This is a genomic window from Clostridium sp. HBUAS56010, from assembly GCF_007115105.1.
GTDB lineage: Bacteria > Bacillota > Clostridia > Lachnospirales > Lachnospiraceae > Lacrimispora.
In genome coordinates, this window is sequence record NZ_SULJ01000017.1 from 1 (window position 1) to 26,890 (window position 26,890).

Sequence of the window (26,890 nt, forward strand, 5' to 3'; positions counted from 1 at the left end):
CATTTAGAACGTGAATATATGTACTGTATGTGGTGTTAATATCGGCGTGTCCTAAGAGTTTGCTGACAACACTAATCTCTATCCCACTCTTTAACAGTCTTGAAGCAAATGTGTGTCTAAGCGCATGGATTGTGTAATCTTCTTCTCCCACTGTACCAAGAACATTTTTATATGTTCTGAGTATATTACGTTCTGATACATATCCTCCATCTACCGTACTTTCTTAAAAACTTCTTCCATTCTTTTTCTGGAATCTAAGACATAAGTCTACCAACGCTGATCGTTCTTCCCGTTCAATTTGGTGATTTTATACTTATGAACCTCATCAACTTTCTCCATTAGCTCAATATTAGCCTTTTGAGAAATTTCTTGTAAATTAATCACCCAATTTTTAAAGGCATATTTTAATATTTCTTCCTGTGTCAAATAAACTACTCCCTATTATTCATCAATAATTAAAATATACCATATATTAGAAAACTAATTACTTTCAATAGCTTAAAATATTGGGGAAAATGTAAAAAAACAGGCACATCAGATATTTTTATCCGATATGCCTCATGCTCCAATTATATCATCTACCCATTTATAAAGCTTATATCCTGAGTTATCACTTTCTTCAACAAAATTGCTCATATCTATATCAAAGTCTTCATAACTATTTCTTTCATGATATAAAGGATAACCTTCTTTCGTGGAATTAAGAGTAACGAAAGCAATCCCTATCTCATTTCTTAATCTTAAAACTCTTTTTTCACAATCTCGTAATATGTAATCTCCTAAATAAACTTTTTTACCATTGTACTCTGACATTTGTGTTCGCTGAAACTTGGAATGAATTGCCAAATAATTAATATTTACAGATCCACCCATTGGTTTATATAATTTCTCTCTTCCAACGGATATATTATAATAGCCAATAATATAATTTTTCTCATCAGACAGCATAATATAAGTGATGCCCTGATTTTCATCCAAGGCATCACTACTTTTCAAAAAATTATTGATAACAAAATTACCACAATCAAATTCTTCTGTTAAAAACAAATATTGTTGTGTATATTTTTCAATATTCATTATTTTTTCTCAGCTCTGGTTTTTATCGTCATTGTATTTTTATCTACACTGATGGAGAAATTGTGAGAATCCATGTATTCAATCATCTCTCTATTTTCCCTTGTTGCTGGTGTTCTTGTTAATGACTTAGTAGTTGCATATGGTAAATTTTTACTTGGTTTCATTACAGACGCATTCATATTAATTTCTCCTTTCCTGTTTTCTTCATTCATTATACCACCTCAGTCATCACTTTTCCACAACTGGGTATAGCACTCCACAATAATTCACATTACATAATGTATTGTAAGAAGAGCATATTTTCAGTTGCAAATCAACAGTTAATATAATATCTTATGCGTTTTGCCATAGGAGTATACGTCAAGTCATCAATATGGTTTCAACTCATACTTCATCAATGCTTCATACACATTTCTCGGTATCTTACTTTTATATTTAGCAAAAAAATGAGCTTATATTACTTTAACATTCTTTCACCAGTAGAATTTCTATATTTCAAAAATAATCCTTCTTGGGAAACCAACTTCTGTAATAATAGAACAACTTCATCAGTTGGTTCGTAAAAACTAACCGAAAATCCACCATCAATACTCACAAGAAAATGAGGCTCTGAAAATAGAATCTGTACCGAAGAAAAATCCATTGATACAATTTGCTTTATTATATTCGCTAATTTATCAGGAGAAGTGTTTCTAATATTTACGTTAAAAGAAATCTCTTGTTCCAGATTATCAGGTATTGAAGATTCAGTTAGATAAATCTCGCATTGATAGAAATAAATCAACTTCAACGCAATACGGGATATTTTTTCTGCATACAAAGGAAGATAAGAGGTTTCGAAATATTCCTCCAATTCCAAAAAATGCACGTCCGATGTTTCATATGGAATAAAATCAATATAATAATACTCATCTAAATCTTGAAGATTTTCAATTACTTTATACATAAAAATAAACCTCTTTAATCCCTTAATACCTCACCATTTTCTCCTAATGAGGCAACTCTATTATTTTGTTTATCTTTCAGTTTCCATTTACTCTCTCCATGACCTGATTTGTCTTTATCAATCGTCCAGCCACCTTTTTCTTTATAAGCGGTTTTGCCGCCAACCCTTTGATCAAATTTACCTAAATCAACATCTCCATCACTCTGTTAATCATTTTAATTTTTACTTTCACAATCTGGGCATAAACTTGTAAAATCTCCACATGGTTCTCTGCACTCAGGATTTGTACAACGATCCCCTCGAACTCATACCCGCATTTACAATACATCTCAAAAATATTTATATGGCTGTGACAAAGCGGACATTCTTTTATTTCAATTTCCGTTGATGCTCTTTTCATACAATCCGCCCCATTTAATTCTTTTACTGCCATATACGAACATATTATTAAATAAATACTATCACAACCCCATTTGTTGTTCAATTTGTTTTGTACACTTGTTTTTGTACATATTTAGTATTACACTGCGTTATTAGATAATCAATTCAGATAAAAAAGGATTTTTAGCGCTTTTACTCTATCTTGCATATCACAATCTTATCATGGTATAATATAGGAAAGGACGGTGATAATATGCCAGAAATATCATTATTCTATGGTATACGCATAACAATGTACTATAACGACCATACTCCACCACACTTCCACGCCGAGTACAATGGAAGTAAAGCATTGGTAGATATTATTAATATACAAGTTATAAAAGGATCTTTACCAAATAAACAGTTACGTTTAATACTTGCATGGTGTACAATTCATCAAGACGAATTAATGCAAAACTGGGAATTATCAAAAGATCAAAAACCACTTAATAGAATCAACCCTTTAGTATAGGAGGTGTTCATATGCAGGATTACTTTCCTGTCGTCGTACAAGTGATACCGCTAGACAACTTTCATGTACAAATATTCTTTGATAACGGCAAGATCGTTGAATATGATGCAACAGGTCTCTTACAAGGTGAAGTCTTTAAACCTCTGCAAGATATTCAGATATTCAAAAACACATGTACTGTATTAAATGATACTTTAGCATGGGATTTATCAGGAGATCGAAATCCAAGTGAATGTATTGATCTTGACCCCTTCGCACTTTATGAATTGGAATCCATTAATCATTTAATTGCATAAAAATATATAAGAATATTGCAAACACAAATTGGAAAATGGGTATTAAAAAGGCGGTCATTTCAACCGTCTTTCTTTACTTTCCAGTCATCGTGAAACGCTTTATTCGGCTTGTAAGTGATCATATGTAAGTTTAAACTAAATTCTTCAAAAAGGCTTATATTAAAAACTTATTCTATAAAACCATCTTTAGAAATAGGAATTAGCATTTTTCCACCTAAAATAAGAACAAGAAGCCTTTTTGTTTCTTTATACCCGATAACATGATTATATGATATTTCCCTTTGACTTCTGCCCTCAGTCGTTAACCTAATTACATCACAAAATTCTACAATAGTATCAACTTCTGCTTTCTCATACATAATCATCATTCGTTGTGCTTCTATAAAAAAAGACCTCCTACTGCCAGAGGAATATCTCTCCCCCGGCAATACAAGATCATTTTAGTTCAAAACATGATAACGCCCTTTTGGTACTATAAACGGTGAACCCGACACTGGATCCTTAATCACTGCACAATCAAGACCAAATACATTTTTAATTAAATCCTCAGATATAACAGCAGAAGGTTCTCCCTGTGCAATTAAATCGCCTTTCTTTACTGCGAAGATATAATCTGCATAACGGGCAGACAAGTTAATATCGTGAAGCACCATAACAATGGTGGTCTTCTTTTTCTTGTTTAAATCAGTCAGTAAATCAAGAATTTCAATCTGATAAGTAATATCTAAATAAGTTGTCGGCTCATCCAGAAGGAGAATATCCGTCTGCTGTGCCAACGCCATGGCAATCCAGACCCTCTGACGCTGACCGCCGGAAAGTTCGTCCACACTTCGATCCGCCAATTCAGTGATTCCCATAATCTCTAATGCTTCCTCTACTGCTTCAAAATCCTGTCTGCTTAATCCTTTTAAAAAGCTCTGATAAGGATAGCGGCCTCTGGACACCAGATCAGACACGCTGATTCCTTCTGGAACAACAGGAGACTGCGGCAGTAAACCAAGGATTTTAGCCAACTGCTTTGGCGGAAAAGAACTGATCTCTTTCCCATCCATGCAAACTTGTCCTGACTCAGGGCGAATTAATCTGGCAAGGGTTTTTAAAAGAGTGGATTTGCCGCAGGCATTGGAACCGATAATAACGCTGATTTTATTTTCCGGTATCACCACATCAATTCCATTGATAATAATCTTTTTTTCATAGCCGGCAATTAGTTTTTCTGCCGAAAATACATGTGTTTGTTTCATGCTCCTCCTCCGCTTTTATTCATTCTAACCAGCAGATAGATCAGATACGGTGCTCCCAGAATTCCTGTAACCACACCTACCGGAAACTTGGTTCCAAATCCATACTGCCCGATTAAATCAGAAGAAAGGACTAAGATTGCCCCAGTCAGCCCGGAAGGCAGAATGTTAGGGGCTCCTGCTCCTAATAACCGTCCGGCAATTGGACCGGCAAGAAAAGCCACAAAAGAAATCGGACCAGTTACAGCCGTTGCATAAGCAACTAAAAATACAGCACTGATTACAAGAATCAATCTGGTCTGATCCGCATTTAAGCCTAATGTAATGGCTGACTGATCTCCCAGTTCCAGAATCTTCAACTGTCTTCCAAATAAAATCTGAACACCTCCGCAAAGGATCACAATTCCAAGCAGTGCTGGAACATCCTTCATCTGCATCCCATTTAAACTTCCTCTAAGCCACCTTAAAGCCGATGCCACATCATGTTCATTTCCACGTAAGATCAAAAAAGAAACTACTGCATTTAACATTGCCTGTATTCCGATTCCAATTAAGATCAGACGTCCTCCGGAGAAACCGCCGCCTCTGGCTAAGGCATAAATCATGGCAGCCACTGCAATCCCCGATAAAACGGCTGATATGGAAACAATGCTTCCGCTGACTCTCAGTATGAGAATGCAAAAGACGGCTGCAACACTCGCTCCAGAAGTAACCCCAATAATATCCGGACTTGCAAGTGGATTTCGGAGCATAATCTGAAACGTATTTCCTGCCATTCCAAAAGCAAGACCAGTCAACAGCCCGCACAAAAGCCTCGGAAGTCTGATGGTTCCCACCGCAAAAGAAGCACCTTTTATCTCTTCCCCAAGAAGGACTCTCACAATCATGGCCGGGGAATATTTTATGTTACCCAGATACAGCATGGCTCCGCATAAAAAAATAGTCAATATAAGCAAAATTATACTTACCGTTCTATATCTGATTTTCCGCTTATAAAATCCGGCCTCCACTGTAGTAATCTGATTTTTTCTCATAATGAACGCACCTTCACTCTCATTGCTATCCAAATCAGCACAGGTGCCCCAAAAAAGGCAGTAATAATACCGGCTTCCAATTCTCCTGGTCTGCCAATCATTCTTCCGATAATATCAGAAACAGTGAGTAAAATTGCTCCTCCTACTGCAGACATCGGAATAATAGATCTCATATTGGAACCACAGAGCAGCCGCATCGTATGAGGAATCATTAGTCCCACAAAACCGATGGGACCTGCAAGAGCCGTGGTTGCTCCGCATAAAAGAACGCCTGCAAAAGCACTTACCCCCCTTACAAGCGCGGTATTCACGCCCTGTCCGGTTGCCACATCATCACCAAGTGCCAGAGCATCCAGAGACGAAGAAGATAAAACTCCGATAATCAGCCCAATAATGATAAAAGGCAAAACAGATAAAATTCCTGCCCAGGTTGCTCCACTGACACTCCCTACCTGCCAGAAACGGTAGGAATCCATTACATTTGATCTGGGCAAAATCACAGCACTTACAAGGGAAGATAAGGCGGCACTGATTGCCGCACCGGCAAGGGCAAGCTTAATAGGCGTTGCCCCGCCGGCTCCCAGAGAACCAATTCGATATACTACAACTGCGGTTAAAGCGGCTCCTGCCATTGCAAACCATATGTACTGGCTGGCAGTGCTGATATGGAAAAATGCAATTCCACTGACAACAAACAGGGATGCTCCCGTATTGACCCCAAGAATACTGGGATCTGCAATGGGATTACGGGTAACTGCCTGCATCAATGCCCCCGATACTCCAAGAGATGCTCCGGCTATCATACTGAACACCGTTCTTGGGATTCGTTCTCTTATAACAAGATAGTTAAAAGATCCGCCGCCTTGTCCGATTAAGGCATTTATTACTTCAACAATTCCCACATTTCTGGAACCAAATGCAAAAGAAGCAAATGCCGTAAAAATCAGCCCAAGACAGGCACCCAGAATTAAAAATAATTTTTTTCCTGCTTTCATTGCACCTTATCTGCTGCCTCTCCGATCAGTTTTAAATACTCATCAATTGTTGCGGGAATTGACAAAGCACTGGGTGTTCCAGATGCTGCCAAAGGTGTTCCACTGTCAATTAGCACCACAGAACCCCTTGCAACTGCCGGAATGGTTCCAAGCAAAGGATCTGCCTGTAACGCTGGTAAAAGGTCTTTGCTTCCATAAGCCACAATCACGTCAATATCATTTAAAGCATCTGCATTTTCCGCACTAATGGTAATGGAGAAAGTATCAGAATCCTTAGAAAGATTACTAACACTTTCCGGGAACTTCAAACCAAGATCTGTAAGATAGGATGCACGGGGATCTGCTGGAAGGTAGACATAAAATTTGCCTAAATCAGAGGCATTCACATAAAAAAATGCTCCGGTTTTTCCTTTTATCTGTGGATATGCAGATTTTTTATCCTCGATAAGTGTTTCTAAGTCACGAACCAATGTCTCTCCCTCTGTCTTCATTCCCATACCTTCCGAATCAAGAAGAATCTGTTCCCTCCAGGAAGTCTGCCATGCCTTTTGGGGATATGCCACAACCGGTGCGATCTCGCTGAGCAAATCATACTGTTCTTGTGTAATTCCGGAATATGCTGCAAGAATCACGTCTGGCTGAACATCACTGATTGCTTCATAATCAATTCCATCTGTATCGTGGAAAAGAACCGGGTTATCTATTCCAAGCTTTTTAAATCCTTCTGCTGTCCATGGAAGAATCCCGCTGCCATCATCCACTCCAAAGTTAGCCTCTGACACTCCTACAGGAGTCACGCCCAATGCCAGTATGGTATCCTGGTTTCCCCATGCAATAGAGGCAATTCTCTCTGGTTTCTTGTTTATAACCGTTTCTCCGAAAGCATGTTGAATGGTAATAGGACCAGCGGAATCCGCCTCGCTTTTCTCAGCAGTTGTCTCTGTTTTTTCTGATTCATTCTGAGCATTTGTGGTATTTTCCGTTGCTTTTCCAACACACGCAGTTAATGCCATTGCGACTGTAACACTTAAAACTATACTCCAATTTTTTAATCTCATAATGCACTCCTCAACTATTTGCTCGTATTGTTAGTCCATACTAACCAATGTTAAGGTTATCAAACCAGGAGCACTTTGTCAAGCAGGAGAAAAAGTAATAAAAACATGTCTTTTTAAGGGGATAAATTATGTGATATATTACTCTATACTTTTTTGAATGAATGGAATAAAATACTTAATATTTGTCATAATTCTTTGAAAAGAGGATAAGAAATTGAAACAGTATAAAATATGCACATTGGTATTGGTTCTTCTTAGTTTTATTTTGGGTTCCAGTGAATTTATTATTGTTGGCGTTTTATCGGACATTGCCGCAGATCTTAATGTTCCCCTTTCAAAGATCGGTACATTAGTAACCGTCTTTGGTTTGATTTATGCAATTGGTACCCCCTTCATCACAACATTTCTAGGGAAATTCAGTCACTATTACTCATTATTAATATTGACTGTAATCTTTATTTTAGGAAACTTTATGAGTTTTGTTTCCCATGATTATTCCACCTTGTATATGTCAAGAATCATCACTGCAATTGTTTCTGGGCCCATGATCTCCTTAGGTCTTACCTTTGGCAGTATCATTGCCCCACCTGAGAAAAAAGCCAATATTATATCTCTGATCTTTTCCGGATTTAGTATTGCTTCTGTATTTGGCGTCCCAATCGGAGCATGGATTAGTTCCGTTACCAGTTGGAATTACGCATTTTTTACAATTGCAGTTATGAGCCTTGCGGTTCTTCTTCTCATGATAGTGATCCTGCCAAAGGTTTCTACCAATACAAAGGGCAAAGGAGCCAGCCAGATACAGTTTCTAAAAGACAAAAGAATTATGGTGGGTGTACTTCTACCTATGTTTGGGGGAGGAGGCATCTATGTTTTCTATACCTACCTTCGCCCCATTTTATCAGATGCACTCGGTTACAATACTCACATGGTAAGCCTGCTTTTATTTGCTTACGGTTTTACTACCATCATAAGCAATCTGATGTCCGGTCTTATTGCACAGAAAAATGGGCTTAAAAAAATGCCTGTATTCTTTCTGATTCAGGCACTCATTCTTTTTGGACTTTCTATATTTTTGAGAAATCAGATCAGTGGAACAATTGTGGTAATGGCACTTGGAATCACCATGTATCTATTAAACTCTCCGATTCAAATGCACTATCTCACAGTTGCAGACGAATATCCAGGTTCCATGGTTCTTGCCTCCTCGTTCAATTCCATCTTTTTTAACTTTGGAATATCACTGGGATCATTCATCGGCAGCTCTATTTTTGATCATTACGGACTTTTCTCCATCGGAATCGGAGGCGGAATATTATCTGCAATTACCGTTCTATTAATAATATTTTTAAACCGAATCAACGCTGTCCGCCGTCACTCCTGATTTTCCTGTAAATAAATTCTTTTATATATGGGAACACCAAAGGTGATAATAAAAAGTTGCTCTATATAAAATATATGAATGAAACTTTGCTACTGACCACCATCCATAACCTTCCTTTGTGGCTGTTCTGCAAAGCAGGTGCAGGGTATCAGAAATAGGCTTTTACCCTTAACATATGGCAGTCTGCGCTTTATAGTGCCTGACTTTTATCTTTTTTGTTTTTTTACAGAGCATGAAAAAACGTCTTGAGAGGACGAAATTAATCATCTCAAGACGTTTTTTATAAAATAATCTATATTCTTTTTATTCTTCCACTTCGTGCAGCTTCCGTTTTCCATTCAGATTAATAATTCCAGCTACAAACTCTTCCTTCTTAGCAGCCATTGTCCGATATCCTCTTATAAGAAGACCTACTCCCATCAGGAAAAATCCCGCAAAAATTATAAGGAAAGAAGTTTCGCTTCCAATACTCACGATCCATGCAGCACCTATCATTGAAAACAGGCAAATGAAAATACCCTTAACATAACAAGAAACTTTCTTACTCATAATTTTATCCTCCTGTATTTTTATAATAAGTATACCATGGAAACTTGTTAATTTGCGTTAATTTTACCCATTTTCTCCATTATTTTGTAACTGTACTTTTTTATATTTATTTATATCTATAAAATTATATGGATAAATAATTCTGAATTAGAACAAAAAAATTAGAAGAAATAATGATTGTTATTTTCTCCCAACTCCGCTATAATAGGTTTACCAATCATCTCCAAAATCATTTCTATATGATATATATTTTATTCTACAATTTCATTTCTACGAATAGAACTTTGATATCTAAGTTTAATCCAGATATCAGGTTTATACACATCACATCTAAGGAGGTATACTTCATGGTATACGACACATTTCTTGAAACTATCAAACACTCCCTGCAGGAACATCTTGGATCAGACTATCATTTGACCCTTCAATCTATTTCTAAGAATAACGGGCTCATTCTCGATGGCATCTCTATCTGTAAAACAGGAGAAAACGCCGCTCCTACCATCTATCTGAATCAATTTTATAAATCCTTTCAAGACGGAATTTCCATAAAAGAAATCATCAAAGATATTCTTTTGGTTTATCAAACAAATAAACTCCCTGACCATATTCATCTGGAAGAACTGACTGCAAAAGACCATATAAAATCAAAGATCATCTATCGTCTTATAAACCAATCCGCCAATCACGATCTATTATCTGATATCCCCCACATATCCTATCAAAATCTGGATCTATGCCTTGTATTCTGCCTGTCTATGAAAAACACCGAGGATAATCTTCTGACAGCTCTTATACATAACAATCATTTAAAGACATGGAATCTAACCACAGAGGATCTGCATGAAGCCGCAAAAGTCAATACTCCCCGCCTGTTTCCAGCAAGCATCCGCTCTCTTTCTGAAGTTATAAAAGAGATTGCACAAAAATCCTTCACTCATGAAGTCAAAGAGGAGGAACTATTTGAATTCTTTGATGACATTCCTCTTTCCCCACCCATGTATGTTCTCACCAATTCAGCAGGAATCCAGGGAGCCGCATGTATGTTTTATGAAGGAATATTAAAAGACTTCGCTTTCTGCTCAGACAGTGATTTAATAATCCTGCCCTCCAGCATCCACGAAGTCCTCATTATCCCCCACACCCAGAATATCTCCATCAGCGAACTGGCGGAAACCGTCTTCTCCATCAATCAGGAAGAAGTTCCAGAAGAAGACCGTCTGTCTAATCATATCTATTTCTATTCAAAAGCCAAAGACCAGTTAACCGTCGCATTTACTTCTTCTGCACCAATCGGAACAAAGAATCCATTATAAAGATTGCCATGGCAATCGCACCTGATATCTGTAACGTCTGCAGAAGATAATAACTGGAAAGTTCCGGATTATTACTGATTACATAAGATACACTCCGATAGATAGAAGCCCCAGGCACTGACGGCAGAATTCCCGCTACGAGAAATACAGTTACAGGAGCCTTAAATACCCTTGCCGATATATGACTGGCTAAGGCAACCAGCAATGTGGATAAAAAAGCCGCAGCAATGACAGATCCTGATGCTGCGGCGACAAGAAGATAGACCAGCCAGCCTGCTGCACCAATCCCCCCAGCCAAAATTACATATTTCTTCGGAATTTCTAAAATCAATGAGAAGCTGATTACTGCTAAAAATGCACCAATTGTCTGTATAATCATGAGAATCCTCCATTCAGCCATTGAAAGAGTCCCATTCCTGCCCCTACTCCTGCTGCCACAGCAAGAGCAATCACAACTGCCTCCATCATCCTTGCCGTACCGGAAGCATAATCTCCATTTAATGTATCTCTGATTGCTGTGGTGAATATTACCCCAGGGACTAATGGCATAATGGCACCTATTATCACAACATCAGGTTTCATTCCCGGCAGCAGCCATTGCCCTGCTGCCAAAGCAGTAACCGCAATCAGACATGCACAGATTCCATTGGAACAAAAATCGTTTAAACGAAAACGGGCAGACAGTCCCATTGCACCGGAAAGGACTGCTCCGGTCAGGGCGGCTGCCAGACACTCCTTCCCCTTTCCTCCTAACAAAAGAGTGAAGAAAACAGCGATCCCTACAATTCCTCCATATTTCAGCCACTTTCCATACTGAAGAGTATGGCGTATCTCCTTCAAGGTCTGATATGCCTCCTCCACTGTCATACGGTCTTCACAGAGCTTCCTGGACACATCATTAACCAGATATACCCTGTTTAAATTAGTTGCTCTTCCTGTCACTCTCCTCGCTATCGTAATGGCCTCAATAGAGGGATCATTTAAAGACGCAAATATTCCAGTAGAAAAGACAATCGCCTCTGCTGTGTCTCTGCCTGCTTTTCTTAAAATATGGTAAATGGTATCTTCTACCCGAAATATCTCTGCACCGCTTATTAACATAATCTCACCAGCCAGCACTGCAGTTTCCACAAGCAGTTTATCATTCATTCATTTATTCCTCAACGTAACAAAGTAAGTATCAGGGTTCCGGTCTGAAATACAAATACGGACGCCAGCCATGCCAGTAAAAGCTGAAATAATATCAATCCAGCCGTCCAAATCACTGAGCCGGTTTCTTTTTTTATGGTTGCTACAGCAGCGATACAAGGCGAATAAAGCAGACAGAAAATCATGAAAGCGTAAGCATTCAAACTGCCAAAGCCAAAACCTCCCAGACCTTTCATCAGTTCTCTCATTCCGGATGCGGAATTCACATTGCCAATTCCAAATAAAACCGAAAAACTGGAAACCACTACCTCTTTGGCAGAAAGTCCGGAGATCAACGCCACCGCAATCCTCCAATCTCCCAGCCCTGCTGGAGCAAGAACAGGAACAAGACCTCTGCCAAACATTGCTGCAAAGCTTTCTGACGGATCAGAAGCTAAACCCAAAGGACCTTGATTGAGCAAAAACCACAGGATCATGGAAGCAAGAAAGATAGTAGTTCCCGCTTTATCCAGATAATCTTTTATTTTATCCCACACATATAAAGCCACTGTTTTCCCGTCCGGCATTTTATATTCCGGTAATTCAATCAACAGGGCATCCCCTTCCCCATATCCATCAATCCGGCGGGTTACATATGCAACCCCGATTGCAGTCAGAAGACCAATCAGATATAAAGAATAAGCTATCCCTAACCCATGGCGTGGAAAAAACATTCCTGAAAACAAAACATAGATAGGAAGCTTTGCAGAGCAGGACATAAAAGGAGTAATCAGAATCGTCCTCTTTCTGTCCCTTTCACTTGGAAGTGCCCTTGCAGCCATGACAGCCGGAACCGTACAGCCAAATCCAAGGATCATAGGCAAAAAGGCTTTTCCAGATAATCCTACTTTTCCCATAATCTCGTCCATCACATATGCAACCCTTGCCATATAACCGCTGTCTTCCAGAAATGCAAGAAACAGAAATAAAATAAAAATATTGGGTAGAAAAGTGAGAATTCCTCCTACACCTGCTATCACTCCGTCAACCACTAGGGAGATCAGCCAGGGCGAAGCGTGAACAGTTTTCATTATATAATTCATATATGAAGAAATTCCAGCCAGTGCTGCCTCAAAATACTCTTTTAGAAAATCTCCTATAACAAAAGTAAAGAAAAATACCAGAGCCATGATTCCAAGAAAAAGGACTATGCCAAAAAACGGGTGAGTCATGTACCGGTCAATCCTGTCCGTAAACCCATATCGTTCCTGACTGCTTTTCACACACTCCTTTATGCTCTTTTCTATGTACTCATATTTCTGATTGATTATCTCTTTCTCATAATTCTGATCAATTACATTACTAAAATCTATGGAACTGTCATGTATAATCCTGGAATCCTGTTCCAGAAGCTTAACTGCATACCACCTTGGATTGTTTAGGAATCTGCCGCTGGATTTTAGAATCTTTTCTATTTTAGAAATCCGGCTCTCAATTCTGGGAGTATACGGAACCACCACCTTATAAGACTGTTCCATCTCACAGGAAACAACCGCATGAAGAAGACTTGTAATTCCTGTTTTTTCTCTTGCACTAACCGGTATTACAGGTATTCCTCCAAGCCGTTTTGAAAGAGAGTCAATATCAATGGTAATTCCTTTTGCTCCCACCAGATCCATCATATTAAGTGCCAGTATCACTGGTATGCCAAATTCCAACAGTTGAAGAGTCAGGTATAAGTTGCGTTCCAGAGAGGAGGCATCTAACACATTGACAATGATATCAACTTCTCCCTCCTCCAGACACGCTCTTGTTACCTTTTCCTCTATCGTATAACTGGTAAGGCTATAAATACCAGGTGTATCCACCACTCTTAACAGACAGCCTTCATAAACGGCATTACCTTCTATCCGCTCAACCGTTACTCCCGGCCAGTTTGCCACCTTTAATCTGGAACCTGTAACCGCATTAAATAATGTGGTCTTCCCACAATTAGGATTTCCTACAAAACCAACACGGATCTCTCTATCGTCTCCCTTCATTACTGGCGGCCTCCCTTATTTCTATTCCCTCTGATATGCTTTTTCCCAACGCAAGTCTGGTATCTCTTACTTTAATAATTACAGTACCTCCCGCTTTTTTATTCATCAGAGTTACAGAAGTAAGCTCAATGATTCCAAGAGCTTCCAGCCGCCTCGCTATATCATCTCTCAGCATTACACGGTATACAATGTAAGTCTTTCCGATCTCTCCTTCACAAAGTTTCAATTTCTCTCCTTTGGAAACAGCTAATTCCAGCCATTGAATTTAATGAAAGTTTACTATCACCGTGTCTGAATGTCAATGCCACCTGCCTGTCCATTATTATTATTCTTTACTCATCAATCTCCTGCAGCATTTTTTTAATTATAACCATACGGTCACGCAGCCTGGCAGCCTCTTCGAAATTCAATTCTGCCGCTGCCTGGTGCATCTTCTTTGTCAGTTCCTTGGCAAGCTTTTCCAGTTCTTTTTTATCCATAGACTCCGGATCTTTCTTAAATCCTTTGTCTTCCTCTATCGCTGCTTTGGAAATGGCAATCAGATCCCTGACTGCTTTTTTTATAGTCGTAGGTGTAATTCCATGTTCTTCGTTATATTTTTGCTGAATGGCACGCCTTCTGTTGGTTTCTTCCATTGCCATGCGCATGGAATCCGTAACATGATCTGCATACATGATTACATGCCCCTCTGAATTCCTGGCAGCTCGTCCGATGGTCTGAATCAAAGATGTCTCTGAACGGAGAAATCCTTCCTTATCTGCATCAAGAATTGCCACCAATGTGATCTCCGGAATATCCAGCCCCTCTCTTAAAAGGTTAATTCCAACCAGAACATCAAACACATCAAGACGCATATCCCTGATAATCTCAGAACGCTCCAGAGTGTCGATATCGGAGTGAAGGTATTTTATCCGGATTCCCACATCTCTCATATAATCTGTCAGGTCCTCCGCCATGCGCTTCGTCAGCGTAGTAATCAGAACCTTGTTCTTCTTTTCTATCTCTTTGTTCACTTCTGAAACCAGATCATCAATCTGGCCTTCTACGGGTCTTACCTCAATCTGGGGATCAAGAAGCCCCGTTGGCCGTATAATCTGTTCCACCCGCATTAATTCGTGTTCTTCTTCATAAACCGATGGTGTTGCAGATACAAACATCATCTGATTGATCTTTGATTCAAACTCCGGAAAATTCAGCGGTCTGTTATCCAGGGCTGATGGAAGCCGGAAACCAAAATTAACTAACGTTGTCTTTCTGGATCTGTCGCCTGCATACATTCCTCTGACCTGAGGAAGTGTAATATGGGACTCATCTACAATAATAAGAAAATCATCGGGAAAATAATCAATCAGGGTAAAGGGCGGCTCTCCTTCCTTTCCTCCTGTTAAATGCCTGGAGTAGTTCTCAATTCCGGAACAAAATCCAGTCTCTTTCATCATCTCCACATCAAAATTTGTCCGCTCTGCAATTCTCTGAGCCTCTAAAAGTTTGTCCTCACTTTTAAAATACTCCACCTGCCCCTTCAGTTCCTCTAAAATAGCCTGGGCTGCATTCTCTAACTTGTCTCTTGAAACAACGTAGTGGGATGCTGGAAAAATAGCCACATGCCCCAGTTCTGCACGAATCTCTCCAGTCAGAGAATCAATCTCTGTAATTCGATCTACCTCATCTCCGAAAAATTCAATCCGGAATGCTTCGCTGCCAGAATAAGATGGATATATCTCTACCACATCGCCTCTGACCCGGAACGTTCCTCTTCGGAAATCCATATCATTTCTGCTATACTGAATCTCAATCAGCTTGTGAATCATCTCATCCCGGTCTTTTATCATTCCAGGTCTTAAAGAAATCACCATCTCCTTATAATCAATTGGGCTTCCAAGTCCATAGATACAGGAAACCGATGCAACAATAATCACATCTTTACGTTCAGAAAGTGCTGCTGTTGCAGAATGACGAAGTTTATCTATTTCATCGTTAATAGCAGAATCTTTTTCAATGTAAGTATCCGTCGACGGAACATATGCCTCAGGCTGATAATAATCGTAGTAAGATACAAAGTACTCCACCGCATTTTCCGGAAAAAACTCTTTAAATTCTCCATACAACTGGGCCGCAAGGGTCTTATTATGGGCGATAATCAGAGTTGGCTTTTGAATCTTTTCAATGACATTTGCCATGGTAAAGGTCTTACCGGAGCCAGTAACACCTAATAAAGTCTGAAACTGGTTTCCTTCTTCAAATCCCTTTACCAGTTTCTCTATTGCCTGCGGCTGGTCGCCGGTGGGTTCATATTCGGAATGTAATTTAAACATTAATTTTTCACCTCCAGAATCTCTTAATCAGAATTATAGCATAGCGCAAACAAAAAGTATAGCCAGAAAGAACATCAGTTCTTATACAATTTTTTCCTCCAGAACTGATCACGTCATTATGCAGCCGTTCCAAAAGTTTATACTGTTCCTTTGTGCAAAACAGATTGAATTTTAAACCCATTTGTTATATGATACTTTTCATACACGCAAACAGCAGGAGGATATATTATGTACAGCTTTAATAATGATTACAGCGAAGGTGCACATCCAAAGATACTGGAAGCTATGATTCAGGAAAATTTAATTCAAAACAGCGGGTACGGGCTGGACAGCCACTGCCTCCACGCAGCACAGCTGATCCGTCAGGAAATCAGACAGGAAAACGCAGATATACATTTTATTACAGGCGGGACCCAGACAAACCTGATTACCATCGGGGCAGCACTTCGCCCATGGCAGGCAGTTATCTGCACTGAGAAAGGCCATATCAACGTTCATGAAACTGGTGCAATCGAAGCAACCGGGCATAAAGTTATTGCCATGCCTTCAGACAATGGAAAACTCACCCCTGCTGATATTATAAAAGCCCTGGAACATCATACTGATGAACATATGGTGCAGCCAAAGATGGTCTACATCTCCAATTCTACAGAGATTGGCACCCAGTACAGCAAATCTGAACTGGAAGCAATTCACCATATCTGCCGCCAAAAAGAACTGTATTTATTTATGGATGGTGCCCGCATGGGTTCCGCTCTTACCAGCCAGACCAATGATCTGACTTTAGAAGATATTGCAAGACTTACTGATGTGTTCTATATCGGCGCAACGAAAGCAGGTGCTTTATTCGGAGAAGCTCTGATTATTTTAAATCCTGCACTTAAACCTGATTTCCGCTTTATGATCAAGCAAAGAGGTGCCATGCTGGCAAAAGGCTGGCTTATTGGAATTCAGTTTGAAGAACTATTTCAGAACAATCTGTTTTTTGATCTGGCATCCCATGCAAATGAAATGTCAGCCATACTAAGACAAGGCATTGAATCATGCGGCTACTCCTTTTTCTCGGAATCCGTAACCAATCAGATCTTTCCGATCTTTCCAGATAAGATTATTACAGCTTTGAAAAAAGATTACCTTTTCTCTATTCAGGAACGGTTTGATGAAGAACACAGCGTTATTCGCCTGGTAACTTCCTGGGCAACAACGGAAGAGGCATGTATTGAGTTTGTGAAAGCTTTAAAAGCACTTCAATAAGTTATTATTTACAAAACCCCCTGTTATCAGCAATGCTTACTTTACTGATAACAGGGGGGTTTTTGTTTGTTGTTATTTTAAGGCTTTAATTGCTTCTATAAGCTGATTATCCTCATTATGCTCAATTTTAATCTTGGATTTAAGACTTTCATCCAGTTCTACAGAAACATCAGGCTCTAATCCCTTTCCGTGAAGATCAAAACCACTTGGTGTATAATAATGGGCTACAGTCATCTTAATGGCAGTTCCTTTATCAAGAGGGAATAAAGTCTGAACAATCCCTTTACCAAAGGTCTTGGTTCCTACCAGCTTTGCTTTTCCATAAGCTTTCAATGCGCCAGAAAATACTTCAGAAGCACTGGCTGACTGTCCATTTACCAAAACTGCCATAGGCACATCAATCTGGTGTCCGTCAGAGGCGTAATACTGCTCGCCTTTGCCATTTTTATCAGCCATATATACCAGAAGGGTTTTATCTTTTTTCTTTCTTACAAGATTTGGGTCCCCTTTGATCACCAGATCATCGGGAAGAACATAATCAAGCATGGAAACAACAGCATCCACCACTCCACCAGGATTGTTCCGTAAATCAATGACAAGTTTTTCCATTCCCTGCTTTTCCAGATCATCCACAGCACTCTTAAACTGGTCTGATGTCACATTATCAAACTGGCTGACGGAGATATATCCAACCTTATCTGCAAGCATTTCATGCTCTACGGTCGGAACGGTAATCTGGCGGCGTTCCATGGTCATATCAATATATTTTCCTGTATCTTTTCGGAGAACGGTAATGGTCACTGGAGTTCCCTCTTCTCCCTTAATATGATCCTTTACCACAAGTTCCAGATCCATCCCTGACACTTCTTCATTTCCTACTTTATAAATCAGATCACCAGGCAGAATTCCCGCTTCCGCTCCAGGGGTACCCTCAAAAACTTTAGTGACTGTAATGATCCCTGTATCCGCATTCTGACTAACCATTACACCAATTCCGCAATATTCCCCAGACGTATCTTCCATCAGTTTTGTGTACTCATCCGATGTATAATAAACGGTGTATGGATCTCCCAGACCGCTTAACATTCCTTTGTAAATCCAGTCTTCCACATCCACCATATTCTCATCAAAAAGGTAATACTTATCAACGATTGCCTGTATTGTCTGAATCTTGGAAGCAATCCGGTTCATATCTAAGCTTTTGGGTTGATTATCCGCCTGAGCCGTTTCTGAAACCTGTCTGTCTCTGTTGATTGCAGTCTTTCCAATCATCATAATACCCAAAGACATTCCAACAATAACCAGACCTGCTAATGCAGTTAAAAGGGCACCGACCAGCGCACCTTTCCAAAATTTATTTTTATTCTCCACTGTTGTTCTCCTATCTAGCTCATTATGGGCTAACGTATTTCGCCGGATTAACATATTTACCATCTACTCTGATTCCGAAATGAAGGTGCGGTCCAGTAGAATATCCGGTAGAACCCACTTTTGCAATTACCTGCCCTTGCGTTACTTCCTGTCCAGCAGAAACAAGCAATTCTGAACAGTGCATATATACGGTGTAAACACCTCCGCCATGGTGAATCATAATATAATTGCCGGCAGAATAACTGTATGTAGAAATGGTAACCGTACCAGAGGCTGCTGCCACAATCCCACTTCCTGTTGAAGCGCCGATGTCGATTCCCTTGTGATTGGAAGAAGCACCTTCCGTAGGCGATTCCCGGTCACCAAAATTAGAAGTAACTCTGGCAGAAGAAGGACAGGGCCACATGAATTTAATATTCCCTATCGCAACCGTATTATACGTTTTACCTGCTTTCTCCGCCGCTTTTCGAGCTTCTTCCTCCTTTTTGCGGATCTCAGCTTCCATCACTTTGATGTTTTTTTCCTGTGCAGCAATATCTTTTTCTAATTCAGCCAGACTTCCCTCACCCGCATTGATCTGCGCTTGATAATTGGCAAGTTCTGTACCCTTTTCTTTCAAGAGCCGGGAAACCTCCTGCCGTCTTTCACTGGCAGCCGCTTCAAAAGACTTAAGTTCTTCCGTTTCCGCCAAAAGAATCTGTTCCCGCTGTTCAACCTCATTCTTGGATTTTGCATAGATATCCAGCATTCTCCTATCATATGCAGCAATGCTCCTGATATATTCCGCACGGTTAAAAAGCTGGGTGAGATCCCCTGACTTAAATAATAAGTCTATATAGTTCGTCTCACCCTTTTCATACATATATTGAATTCTCAATTTCATATTCCGGTACTGGAGATCCATTACCTTCTTTGCTTCATTAAGATCTTCCTGCGCCTTCTTTCGTTCTCCCTCTTTTTCAGTGATCTGGGATTTAAGGGCATTCAATTGTTTATTTAAAGAATCAAGAGTTCCATCCAGTTTCGTGATATATCCCACTGCATCCTGTTTCAAAGCTTCCAATTCTTTTAAGGTTGTCTCAACTTCCTTTTTCTCATCTTCCAGAGCAGATGCCTTTTCTTTTGCTTCGTCAACCTCAGTCTTTGTCCCATAAGAAGGAAATATACATGAAATCGTAATCACACAGACAAGACCTGCTGCAGACAGCCTTTTGTTTAATCTCATAGGCAATTCCTCTTATACTTTTAAATGTTTCCGAATGGTAAAGAAACTTACAAAAAAACCAATTCCAAGACCTAAAGACAACGCTGTCACAGCCATATACGGGAAAATGGCTTCTACTGGAAGAAACTGAAAAAGTCCAGATAAAATACTGAATTTGGTCACTACATACTCAACCGTAGACCGGTAAAGAAAATAGATCGCCAGAAGAGGAATAGAGGCTCCAATCAAACCAATAATAATTCCCTCCACAACAAAGGGAGCACGAATCATATAATCAGTCGCACCGATCAGCCTCATAATATTGTTTTCATTCTTACGGAAAGCTGCGGCAACAGAAATGGTATTGCTGATAAGGAATATGGCTACCGCCAGTAAAATTCCGATAATCAGCATGGAGAGAACCCCTATCACTTTATTCAGGCTATTCATTCCATCTGCAGCAGTCTGGGAATAATTAACCTTTCTGACTCCATCAAGGCTTTTTAACCAACTCACCATCTCATCCTGATCCACCAGATCTTTTAAAAATATCGTATAGGAAGAAGAGTTGGCAAGAGGATTATCCGCTTCAAATCCTTCCGCCAGATCCTGCATATCTCCGAAATACTCTTTTTTCGCCTCTTCCCAGGCATCTTCTGCTGAAATGAATTTTACTTCCTTCACTTCTTCTCTGGCTTTAATCTTGTTTCCCACTTCTTTGATTTTATTTTTATCCAGCCCTTCCTCAAAGAACACGGTAATTCCCACAGTTCCTTCCGTGTTTTTAATGACATGCTGTACATTAATGACAATGGAAAAAAACAAACAGAACAAAAAAATACAGGCAGAAACGGTAGCAATTGATGCCAGGGAAAACAAAATATTTCTGCATATATTATTAACACCCTGCTTTAGGCAATACCAAAAAGTACTAATTCTCATATGTATAACCGCCTTTTTTCTCATCGCTCATGATGGTTCCCCGGTCCATCACAATCACCCTTTTTTTCATCCTATCCACAATTTCCTGGCTATGGGTGACTACGATCACTGTTGTTCCCTGTTTATTTATTTCATTTAGAAGTTTCATGATTTCCATAGAATTGTGTCCATCCAGATTCCCTGTAGGTTCATCCGCAAGAAGAATCTCCGGGCGGTTAATCAAAGCTCTGGCAATTGCCACACGCTGCTGCTCTCCTCCGGATAACTGCTGTGGGAAAAACTTATATTTGGATGAAAGTCCCACCATTTTTAACACAGCGGGAACTGACTCTTTAATACTTCTTGTGGATGCACCGATTACCCGTTGGGCAAAGGCTACATTCTCATAAACATTCCGGTCTTTCAGCAAACGGAAATCCTGAAAAATCATACCCAGCTTTCTTCTGTACTTGGGAACAAACTTTCTGGGCATCTTGCTTAAATTCATATCATTGACAACAATCTTACCGGATGTCGGCTCTACCTCTTTGAGCAGCATCTTTAGCAGTGTTGACTTGCCTGAGCCGCTTCGGCCGATGATAAAGACAAATTCTCCATCGCCTACGGTGATACTCACATTCCGAAGTGCTTTATTACCGGCCTCATATGTTTTACTTACATTCCATAGTTCTATCATTTCATTCCTCTATGCTTGTGCTTTTTGTACTTTAGCATCGAAAACGCGCATCGCTCTTTGCTTCATCAAAGTTTACATCCTACAGGACCTTTTCCTGCATTTAAAACCATATTAATAATCCTGGTTTTCCATATACTTCATATATTTTACTACCATGAGAGCAATCTTAAATGTTATGGCATCCTCAAATACACGAAGATCAAGACCAGTGCTCTTCTGTAATTTATCCAGACGGTATACCAGCGTATTTCTATGGATATAAAGCTGTCTGGAAGTTTCAGAAACATTTAAACTGTTCTCAAAAAACTTATTGATCGTGGTCAATGTCTCCTCATCAAAATCATCCGGAGACTTTCCGTCAAAGATCTCCTTAATAAACATACGGCATAAAGGCAGAGGAAGCTGATAAATCAAACGTCCAATTCCAAGCTTGCTGTATGCTACTACATTCTTATTGCTATAGAATATCTTACCTACATCCATAGCCATCTTCGCTTCCTTATAAGATCTTGACACTTCCTTGATCTCACTGACAATGGTACCAAACGCAACATGAACCTGAGTCATGGCTTCTGTATTGAGCATGTCCAGAATTGTATTTGCTGTCTTCTCTAATTCCTCATAGCTTTCACCATCTTTTACTTCCTTAACCAGAATGATATTCTTCTCATCAACAGCAGTAACAAAGTCCTTGGTTTTAGCAGCAAATAAATTGCGTACTGTCTCCAGTGCATTTACATCTTTTTCGTGCTGGGTTTCGATGATAAATACAACTCTTTTAATATTGGTTTCAATATGAAGTTTTTTCGCCCTGTTGTAGATATCTACCAAAAGCAGATTATCAAGCAGTAAATTCTTAATAAAATTATCTTTATCAAATCGTTCTTTATATGCAACTAACAGGCTTTGAATCTGAAAAGTAGCCAGTTTGCCAACCATATATACATCATCGCTTCCTCCCTTAGCAAGGAGGATGTATTCTAACTGGTGTTCGTCAAACACTTTGAAAAACTGATATCCCTGGATTACCTGGCTGTCAGCCGGAGAATCCACGAACGCCAGGATAGAACTTTCATAATCTTCCGCATCAGGAAACGTCGTAGCCAAAACCTTTCCTTCTGTATCACAAATACACAGATCAATTCTTGTTATCCCTTTTAATCCTTCAATGGTTGTTTGAAGTATTTGATTCGAAATCATGGCATATTCTCCTTTTTCGTAAATTTACCTTATTCTATATTAATGCAAAAAGAAAAAAAAAGCAAGCGAGTATCATACCCGCTTGCTTAAAAATTTGCGTCATTTAGTTTAAAATAACCAGTTCTGTGTCTTTATCAAATACATGAACTTTGGATAAATCAAGAGCAAGTTTGATTGTATCTCCTGGTCTTGCAGTTGTACGAGGATTTACTCTTGCTGTAAAGTTTACATCAGCAACATCAAAGTATAAGTAAACTTCTGCACCTAACAGCTCATAAACTCGGATTGTTGCATCAATAATACTGGAAGGAGAAGACACAAGGAATGCTTCTTCATCATGTAAATCTTCCGGACGGATTCCTAATACAACAGTCTTTCCAACATAACCAGCAGCTTCTAACTTCTTAGCTTTTGCTTCTGGAAGTGCAATGGAATTATCTCCGAATGTAAGAATTACATCACTGCCTTTTTTAGCAACGGTTGCTTCAATCAGGTTCATCTGAGGAGCACCGATAAATCCAGCAACAAACTTATTGTCTGGCTTGTCGTATAAGTTCTGAGGAGAATCAACCTGCTGGATAACACCATCTTTCATAACTACAATTCTGGTCCCCAGAGTCATAGCCTCTGTCTGGTCATGAGTAACGTAGATGATGGTTGCCTGAAGTCTCTGATGTAACTTGGAGATTTCAATACGCATCTGACCTCTCAGCTTTGCATCAAGGTTGGATAACGGCTCATCCATTAAGAATACTTTTGGATTACGAACAATGGCACGTCCCATCGCTACACGCTGTCTCTGTCCACCGGATAAAGCCTTTGGCTTACGGTCTAACAGATGCTCAAGATCAAGGATTCTTGCAGCTTCATGAACCAGCTTATCAATCTCTTCCTTTGGAGTTTTTCTCAGTTTAAGACCAAATGCCATGTTATCATACACGGTCATATGTGGATACAGAGCATAGTTCTGGAATACCATCGCAATATCTCTGTCCTTTGGTTCAACGTCGTTTACTAACTTTCCGTCGATATAAAGCTCACCAGAAGAAATATCCTCCAGACCTGCAATCATACGAAGAGTTGTAGATTTACCACAACCGGATGGTCCTACGAAAATAACAAATTCTTTATCAGCGACATCCAGGTTAAAATCTTTAACTGCTTCAAATCCATTTGGATATCTTTTAACAATGTTTTTTAATGATAAACTAGCCATCTTACTAATCCTCCTAAAAATATAATGTATATTCTCTGGTCAGAACCTGCAGCCCCCACAGCCACGGCCCTCATTTCTTAAAATAATCATACATGAATTAAATTTCTTTTACCATATTGCTATTTACCAAAATCCTTTTGGGCCTTTTGGCTAATTTGTATATTCATCAAAAAAAGTGACTGAATCGTCAAAAGAACAAAAGAATGGCTTGAACATTTCTGTCTATATTCGATAGCACATGTATATTTTCCCTGATATTTAGTAATAAATTACAAGGTGGTGTCGAAATTACAGACACCACCTTGTATATATTTATGTTATTTTACCGTTTTCTTAAAAGCACATTCAACCATCGTACGTCAGAATGCCCAGTACGGATATCATCCGTCTCCCATAGCTTCACAATTTCAAAACGTCCATTATCCCTTAAAAGCTCAGACATACCGTCCTGTGTGAAATCGGTGAAATAGCGTTCCCCCCGAAACCCCTCAAAATCTCCAAGCTTATATGACATATAAAGGATTCCCTTGTCATTTAAGGCCCTTGCTATCTTTGTAAGAATGTCAGACAGTTCCTTTTTCGGAGTATGAAGTAAAGATGCGCATGCCCAGATTCCATGGAAAACATTATCAAAATCCATCTCTTCATATGTCATCTGAAGCACTTCCAGACCTGTATGAATCTCTGCCAGTTTACACATCTCTTCTGACGCATCAAGTGGTGTCACATCATACCCAAGGTCATAAAAAACCAGACTGTCTCTGCCTGATCCGCAGCCCAAATCCAGGATAGTATCACCCTCATTCAAAAGATCTGTAAAATCTTTCATGATCTCCGACATATCCTGGTTCACAGTTTCTTCAAATTCCTTTGCTGCATACTTATTATAATAGTCTATCGAGTCCAAAATAATCCTCCTGTTATCCGCTTACCCGCTATTTAATCTTTTCGATTCTGCTTTCTGTAATTTTAACTTTTCCCTCTTTTAATAAATGTCCCACCGCACGCTTAAATGCGTTTTTACTCATGGAAAATTCCCGTTTAATCACTTCAGGGTCCGCCTTATCTGTAAAAGGAAGGCTGCCGTCAAACTGATTCTCAATGATTTCAAGCACTTTTTCGGAATCCGCATCCATCTGGATATACGACTTCTGTCTTGGGCTCAAATCCAGCTTTCCGTCCTCTCTGACCTTGATTACTCTGGCAGTTACATGATCTCCCTCATGATAGTCTGCATAAAACTCTTTCTGCGGAATCAAACCATAATACTTATTATCCACTGCTACAAAAGCACCCAGAGTTTCATTAATTTCATAAATTGTACCGCTAACCTGGTCATCCTTTTTATAAGGTGACTGGTTACTCATATGAGAATATACTCTCATGGTCGCAGCCAGACGTTTACTTTTATCAATGTACAGGGCAACAAGAACCTGTTCCCCCTGGCGAACCTTATGAGTCTGCTCTTTAAACGGAAGAAGCAGGTCCTTTTCAAGCCCCATATCCAGAAATGCACCAATTTTGCCTACTTCTTTCACTTGAAGCATTGCCGTCTCTCCAACCGTAAGTTTGGGTTCTGCCGTTGTGGCAATCAGCCGGTCTTCAGAATCCTTATAAATAAAGACCTCTATTTTGTCACCTGGCTGAGTATTCTCCGGCACCTGCTTTTTAGGCAGAAGAACAGACACATCTCCCTCCGCCTCTTCTCCCAGATACACACCAAAATCTTTGACCCTTTGTACAACCAGGATCTGCATCTTACCTAATTCAATCATCTTACTTCCTCTCTGTTGTCCCACGCAGCCATACGACCGCATAAGCTGAACCTTCCCCGTCACACAAGGATACCACATAGCCCTCCTTTGTTGGACTGATACGGGGATACACTGCATCTCCAAAGACTGCCGCCTTTTTATATTCCACTCTCAGTTCTTTTACTTCCAATTCAGCCGGAAGTACTTCCCTGGCAATCTCTACATATTTTGCATTATTCACATGGTGATTGGTGTCTATGTGATGTTTGCTGACCATAACCGGTTCAGAAATTGTATAATCTTCTGATACCAGGATCTTACGGGGAGCATACTCCATGGAAAGCATCTCTTCCGTCCCAACTCCATATCCTCTGATATCTTCAGGCTGGATTTTCACAGGGCGGTCTTTTTCTGTATCAAACAGAAACCATACCGAATTTGCCCTGACGAGGTACTTTCCCTTTTTATCACAAATTGTAAAATTCCGGTAGCCGTAAAAGCCCTTAAAAGCATAAGGCCAGGTACTGACATCAATCTCTTCTCCCAGCGCTGGATAACGATCCACTACGATCTGCCAGGAGGAAAGCCACCATGCTTTGTGTGATTCGTTTAAGTAAGAAATACCCAGCCCGTTGTCCTCTGACTGGAAGGTTGAACAATCCTGGAGATAGTTCAAAATACCTGTTAATGTCAGTTTTCCATATTCATCTGTCTCACTGTAGCGGACTCTGCTTCCGAAATTATACATTTCACACCTCTCTTTAAAATTATATAACATTATAAAACATTTTTATGCTCTTGTCCAGACCAACCAAACACAGCCAGACCATCATCTTGAGTAAATTCTATCAAAAAGTTTTTTTCGCATCTCTCAGTCTTTTATAAGCAAAAAAAAGGAACCCCAACCAGGTTCCGTTTACAAACTGGGCTACAAGGATTCGAACCTTGAAAATGACGGAGTCAGAGTCCGTTGCCTTACCGTTTGGCGATAGCCCAT

Annotated in this window: 30 protein-coding genes and 1 tRNA gene; 5 read left to right on the top strand and 26 right to left on the bottom strand. The window is 39.7% G+C overall.

The genetic code is table 11. The annotated features are described in order from the left end of the window. Positions 1–267: 267 nt before the first annotated feature. From FAY33_RS19630 to FAY33_RS17800, 5 genes are all read right to left on the bottom strand, one after another. Positions 268–426: a hypothetical protein gene (locus tag FAY33_RS19630; protein WP_185967692.1), complete on the bottom strand. Its 159-nt coding sequence runs from the start codon at positions 424–426 to the stop codon at positions 268–270. A 132-nt stretch (positions 427–558) separates the two neighbouring features. Further along, positions 559–1,077, bottom strand: coding sequence for a hypothetical protein (locus FAY33_RS17780; RefSeq protein ID WP_143322578.1), 519 nt, complete (start codon positions 1,075–1,077; stop codon positions 559–561). Further along, positions 1,077–1,289 carry a hypothetical protein gene (locus FAY33_RS17785; protein ID WP_143322579.1) on the bottom strand — a complete coding sequence of 71 codons (213 nt, stop codon included), beginning with the start codon at positions 1,287–1,289 and terminating at the stop codon, positions 1,077–1,079. The genes FAY33_RS17780 and FAY33_RS17785 overlap by 1 nt, the downstream gene beginning before the upstream one ends. 245 nt (positions 1,290–1,534) lie before the next feature. Continuing rightward, positions 1,535–2,023, bottom strand: coding sequence for a hypothetical protein (locus tag FAY33_RS17790; RefSeq protein ID WP_143322580.1), 489 nt, complete (start codon positions 2,021–2,023; stop codon positions 1,535–1,537). A 181-nt stretch (positions 2,024–2,204) separates the two neighbouring features. After that, positions 2,205–2,423: a hypothetical protein gene (locus FAY33_RS17800; RefSeq protein WP_143322581.1), complete on the bottom strand. Its 219-nt coding sequence runs from the start codon at positions 2,421–2,423 to the stop codon at positions 2,205–2,207. A gap of 234 nt (positions 2,424–2,657) precedes the next feature. On the opposite strand from FAY33_RS17800, the gene FAY33_RS17805 reads away from it, so the two are divergent. Then, the gene (locus tag FAY33_RS17805) at positions 2,658–2,918 is read left to right on the top strand and encodes a DUF4160 domain-containing protein (protein WP_143322582.1); all 261 of its coding nucleotides are present in this window, start codon (positions 2,658–2,660) and stop codon (positions 2,916–2,918) included. Positions 2,919–2,929: 11 nt separating this feature from the next. Further along, positions 2,930–3,214: a DUF2442 domain-containing protein gene (locus FAY33_RS17810; protein WP_143322583.1), complete on the top strand. Its 285-nt coding sequence runs from the start codon at positions 2,930–2,932 to the stop codon at positions 3,212–3,214. Positions 3,215–3,381: 167 nt separating this feature from the next. Here the strand turns inward: FAY33_RS17810 and FAY33_RS17815 are convergent, their stop codons facing one another. The 5 genes from FAY33_RS17815 to FAY33_RS17835 all read right to left on the bottom strand — a co-directional run bounded on the left by FAY33_RS17815 (position 3,382) and on the right by FAY33_RS17835 (position 7,542). After that, positions 3,382–3,582, bottom strand: a complete 201-nt coding sequence (locus tag FAY33_RS17815) for a YcxB family protein (RefSeq protein WP_143322584.1) — start codon at positions 3,580–3,582, stop codon at positions 3,382–3,384. A 72-nt stretch (positions 3,583–3,654) separates the two neighbouring features. Continuing rightward, positions 3,655–4,458: an ABC transporter ATP-binding protein gene (locus FAY33_RS17820; RefSeq protein WP_143322585.1), complete on the bottom strand. Its 804-nt coding sequence runs from the start codon at positions 4,456–4,458 to the stop codon at positions 3,655–3,657. Continuing rightward, the gene (locus FAY33_RS17825) at positions 4,455–5,489 is read right to left on the bottom strand and encodes an iron ABC transporter permease (protein WP_143322586.1); all 1,035 of its coding nucleotides are present in this window, start codon (positions 5,487–5,489) and stop codon (positions 4,455–4,457) included. The genes FAY33_RS17820 and FAY33_RS17825 overlap by 4 nt, the downstream gene beginning before the upstream one ends. Next, complete coding sequence (locus FAY33_RS17830) at positions 5,486–6,484, bottom strand: iron ABC transporter permease (protein WP_143322587.1); 999 nt, start codon at positions 6,482–6,484, stop codon at positions 5,486–5,488. Before FAY33_RS17830 ends, FAY33_RS17825 begins: the two co-directional genes overlap by 4 nt. Further along, positions 6,481–7,542: an iron-siderophore ABC transporter substrate-binding protein gene (locus tag FAY33_RS17835; protein ID WP_143322588.1), complete on the bottom strand. Its 1,062-nt coding sequence runs from the start codon at positions 7,540–7,542 to the stop codon at positions 6,481–6,483. The genes FAY33_RS17830 and FAY33_RS17835 overlap by 4 nt, the downstream gene beginning before the upstream one ends. Before the next feature lie 214 nt (positions 7,543–7,756). Between FAY33_RS17835 and FAY33_RS17840 the strand changes: the two genes are divergently transcribed. Beyond that, positions 7,757–8,926, top strand: a complete 1,170-nt coding sequence (locus FAY33_RS17840; RefSeq protein WP_143322589.1) for an MFS transporter — start codon at positions 7,757–7,759, stop codon at positions 8,924–8,926. A gap of 303 nt (positions 8,927–9,229) precedes the next feature. Here FAY33_RS17840 and FAY33_RS17845 read toward each other — a convergent pair whose 3' ends face one another. Beyond that, complete coding sequence (locus FAY33_RS17845; protein WP_143322590.1) at positions 9,230–9,475, bottom strand: hypothetical protein; 246 nt, start codon at positions 9,473–9,475, stop codon at positions 9,230–9,232. A gap of 347 nt (positions 9,476–9,822) precedes the next feature. Between FAY33_RS17845 and FAY33_RS17850 the strand changes: the two genes are divergently transcribed. Further along, positions 9,823–10,791, top strand: a complete 969-nt coding sequence (locus tag FAY33_RS17850; protein WP_143322591.1) for a DUF5688 family protein — start codon at positions 9,823–9,825, stop codon at positions 10,789–10,791. On the opposite strand, the gene FAY33_RS17855 is transcribed toward FAY33_RS17850, so the two are convergent. The 5 genes from FAY33_RS17855 to uvrB all read right to left on the bottom strand — a co-directional run bounded on the left by FAY33_RS17855 (position 10,751) and on the right by uvrB (position 16,276). Continuing rightward, positions 10,751–11,170 (bottom strand): threonine/serine exporter family protein, encoded by a 420-nt coding sequence (locus tag FAY33_RS17855; protein WP_143322592.1) that lies wholly within the window; start codon positions 11,168–11,170, stop codon positions 10,751–10,753. The two genes, FAY33_RS17850 and FAY33_RS17855, sit on opposite strands and share 41 nt — an antisense overlap. Next, positions 11,167–11,940, bottom strand: a complete 774-nt coding sequence (locus tag FAY33_RS17860; RefSeq protein ID WP_143322593.1) for a threonine/serine exporter family protein — start codon at positions 11,938–11,940, stop codon at positions 11,167–11,169. The genes FAY33_RS17855 and FAY33_RS17860 overlap by 4 nt, the downstream gene beginning before the upstream one ends. A gap of 11 nt (positions 11,941–11,951) precedes the next feature. Continuing rightward, positions 11,952–13,961 (bottom strand): ferrous iron transport protein B, encoded by a 2,010-nt coding sequence (feoB, locus tag FAY33_RS17865; protein ID WP_143322594.1) that lies wholly within the window; start codon positions 13,959–13,961, stop codon positions 11,952–11,954. Continuing rightward, complete coding sequence (locus FAY33_RS17870) at positions 13,945–14,187, bottom strand: FeoA domain-containing protein (protein ID WP_143322595.1); 243 nt, start codon at positions 14,185–14,187, stop codon at positions 13,945–13,947. The genes feoB and FAY33_RS17870 overlap by 17 nt, the downstream gene beginning before the upstream one ends. Before the next feature lie 106 nt (positions 14,188–14,293). After that, a complete protein-coding gene (uvrB, locus tag FAY33_RS17875; RefSeq protein WP_143322596.1) occupies positions 14,294–16,276 on the bottom strand; it encodes an excinuclease ABC subunit UvrB in 1,983 nt (660 codons plus the stop codon). Between the two features lie 228 nt (positions 16,277–16,504). On the opposite strand from uvrB, the gene FAY33_RS17880 reads away from it, so the two are divergent. Beyond that, on the top strand, positions 16,505–17,530 hold the full coding sequence (locus FAY33_RS17880; protein WP_143322597.1) for an aminotransferase class I/II-fold pyridoxal phosphate-dependent enzyme: 1,026 nt from the start codon (positions 16,505–16,507) through the stop codon (positions 17,528–17,530). A gap of 72 nt (positions 17,531–17,602) precedes the next feature. Here FAY33_RS17880 and FAY33_RS17885 read toward each other — a convergent pair whose 3' ends face one another. From FAY33_RS17885 to FAY33_RS17930, 10 genes are all read right to left on the bottom strand, one after another. Beyond that, a complete protein-coding gene (locus FAY33_RS17885) occupies positions 17,603–18,901 on the bottom strand; it encodes a S41 family peptidase (RefSeq protein WP_143322598.1) in 1,299 nt (432 codons plus the stop codon). A 22-nt stretch (positions 18,902–18,923) separates the two neighbouring features. Then, a complete protein-coding gene (locus FAY33_RS17890) occupies positions 18,924–20,126 on the bottom strand; it encodes a M23 family metallopeptidase (RefSeq protein WP_143322599.1) in 1,203 nt (400 codons plus the stop codon). Positions 20,127–20,138: 12 nt separating this feature from the next. Continuing rightward, complete coding sequence (ftsX, locus tag FAY33_RS17895) at positions 20,139–21,047, bottom strand: permease-like cell division protein FtsX (RefSeq protein WP_143322600.1); 909 nt, start codon at positions 21,045–21,047, stop codon at positions 20,139–20,141. Further along, a complete protein-coding gene (ftsE, locus tag FAY33_RS17900; RefSeq protein WP_143322601.1) occupies positions 21,037–21,723 on the bottom strand; it encodes a cell division ATP-binding protein FtsE in 687 nt (228 codons plus the stop codon). Before ftsE ends, ftsX begins: the two co-directional genes overlap by 11 nt. Before the next feature lie 111 nt (positions 21,724–21,834). Continuing rightward, positions 21,835–22,923, bottom strand: coding sequence for a helix-turn-helix domain-containing protein (locus FAY33_RS17905; protein WP_143322602.1), 1,089 nt, complete (start codon positions 22,921–22,923; stop codon positions 21,835–21,837). A 103-nt stretch (positions 22,924–23,026) separates the two neighbouring features. After that, positions 23,027–24,139: a sn-glycerol-3-phosphate ABC transporter ATP-binding protein UgpC gene (gene ugpC / locus FAY33_RS17910; RefSeq protein WP_143322603.1), complete on the bottom strand. Its 1,113-nt coding sequence runs from the start codon at positions 24,137–24,139 to the stop codon at positions 23,027–23,029. Positions 24,140–24,461: 322 nt separating this feature from the next. After that, the gene (locus tag FAY33_RS17915) at positions 24,462–25,046 is read right to left on the bottom strand and encodes a class I SAM-dependent methyltransferase (RefSeq protein WP_143322604.1); all 585 of its coding nucleotides are present in this window, start codon (positions 25,044–25,046) and stop codon (positions 24,462–24,464) included. Positions 25,047–25,074: 28 nt separating this feature from the next. Then, on the bottom strand, positions 25,075–25,914 hold the full coding sequence (locus tag FAY33_RS17920; protein WP_143322605.1) for a S1-like domain-containing RNA-binding protein: 840 nt from the start codon (positions 25,912–25,914) through the stop codon (positions 25,075–25,077). Position 25,915: 1 nt separating this feature from the next. Continuing rightward, on the bottom strand, positions 25,916–26,641 hold the full coding sequence (locus FAY33_RS17925; protein WP_143322606.1) for an acyl-ACP thioesterase domain-containing protein: 726 nt from the start codon (positions 26,639–26,641) through the stop codon (positions 25,916–25,918). 175 nt (positions 26,642–26,816) lie between these two features. Further along, positions 26,817–26,889: transfer RNA gene (locus FAY33_RS17930), tRNA-Gln, on the bottom strand. Between the last annotated feature and the right edge of the window lies 1 nt (position 26,890).

Coding starts and splice junctions, on each gene's coding strand:
- FAY33_RS17780 (WP_143322578.1), bottom strand. CDS start 1,077: ATGAATATTGAAAAATATACACAACAATATTTGTTTTTAACAGAAGAA.
- FAY33_RS17785 (WP_143322579.1), bottom strand. CDS start 1,289: ATGAATGAAGAAAACAGGAAAGGAGAAATTAATATGAATGCGTCTGTA.
- FAY33_RS17790 (WP_143322580.1), bottom strand. CDS start 2,023: ATGTATAAAGTAATTGAAAATCTTCAAGATTTAGATGAGTATTATTAT.
- FAY33_RS17800 (WP_143322581.1), bottom strand. CDS start 2,423: ATGAAAAGAGCATCAACGGAAATTGAAATAAAAGAATGTCCGCTTTGT.
- FAY33_RS17805 (WP_143322582.1), top strand. CDS start 2,658: ATGCCAGAAATATCATTATTCTATGGTATACGCATAACAATGTACTAT.
- FAY33_RS17810 (WP_143322583.1), top strand. CDS start 2,930: ATGCAGGATTACTTTCCTGTCGTCGTACAAGTGATACCGCTAGACAAC.
- FAY33_RS17815 (WP_143322584.1), bottom strand. CDS start 3,582: ATGATGATTATGTATGAGAAAGCAGAAGTTGATACTATTGTAGAATTT.
- FAY33_RS17820 (WP_143322585.1), bottom strand. CDS start 4,458: ATGAAACAAACACATGTATTTTCGGCAGAAAAACTAATTGCCGGCTAT.
- FAY33_RS17825 (WP_143322586.1), bottom strand. CDS start 5,489: ATGAGAAAAAATCAGATTACTACAGTGGAGGCCGGATTTTATAAGCGG.
- FAY33_RS17830 (WP_143322587.1), bottom strand. CDS start 6,484: ATGAAAGCAGGAAAAAAATTATTTTTAATTCTGGGTGCCTGTCTTGGG.
- FAY33_RS17835 (WP_143322588.1), bottom strand. CDS start 7,542: ATGAGATTAAAAAATTGGAGTATAGTTTTAAGTGTTACAGTCGCAATG.
- FAY33_RS17845 (WP_143322590.1), bottom strand. CDS start 9,475: ATGAGTAAGAAAGTTTCTTGTTATGTTAAGGGTATTTTCATTTGCCTG.
- FAY33_RS17850 (WP_143322591.1), top strand. CDS start 9,823: ATGGTATACGACACATTTCTTGAAACTATCAAACACTCCCTGCAGGAA.
- FAY33_RS17855 (WP_143322592.1), bottom strand. CDS start 11,170: ATGATTATACAGACAATTGGTGCATTTTTAGCAGTAATCAGCTTCTCA.
- FAY33_RS17860 (WP_143322593.1), bottom strand. CDS start 11,940: ATGAATGATAAACTGCTTGTGGAAACTGCAGTGCTGGCTGGTGAGATT.
- feoB (WP_143322594.1), bottom strand. CDS start 13,961: ATGAAGGGAGACGATAGAGAGATCCGTGTTGGTTTTGTAGGAAATCCT.
- uvrB (WP_143322596.1), bottom strand. CDS start 16,276: ATGTTTAAATTACATTCCGAATATGAACCCACCGGCGACCAGCCGCAG.
- FAY33_RS17880 (WP_143322597.1), top strand. CDS start 16,505: ATGTACAGCTTTAATAATGATTACAGCGAAGGTGCACATCCAAAGATA.
- FAY33_RS17890 (WP_143322599.1), bottom strand. CDS start 20,126: ATGAGATTAAACAAAAGGCTGTCTGCAGCAGGTCTTGTCTGTGTGATT.
- ftsX (WP_143322600.1), bottom strand. CDS start 21,047: ATGAGAATTAGTACTTTTTGGTATTGCCTAAAGCAGGGTGTTAATAAT.
- ftsE (WP_143322601.1), bottom strand. CDS start 21,723: ATGATAGAACTATGGAATGTAAGTAAAACATATGAGGCCGGTAATAAA.
- FAY33_RS17905 (WP_143322602.1), bottom strand. CDS start 22,923: ATGATTTCGAATCAAATACTTCAAACAACCATTGAAGGATTAAAAGGG.
- ugpC (WP_143322603.1), bottom strand. CDS start 24,139: ATGGCTAGTTTATCATTAAAAAACATTGTTAAAAGATATCCAAATGGA.
- FAY33_RS17920 (WP_143322605.1), bottom strand. CDS start 25,914: ATGATTGAATTAGGTAAGATGCAGATCCTGGTTGTACAAAGGGTCAAA.
- FAY33_RS17925 (WP_143322606.1), bottom strand. CDS start 26,641: ATGTATAATTTCGGAAGCAGAGTCCGCTACAGTGAGACAGATGAATAT.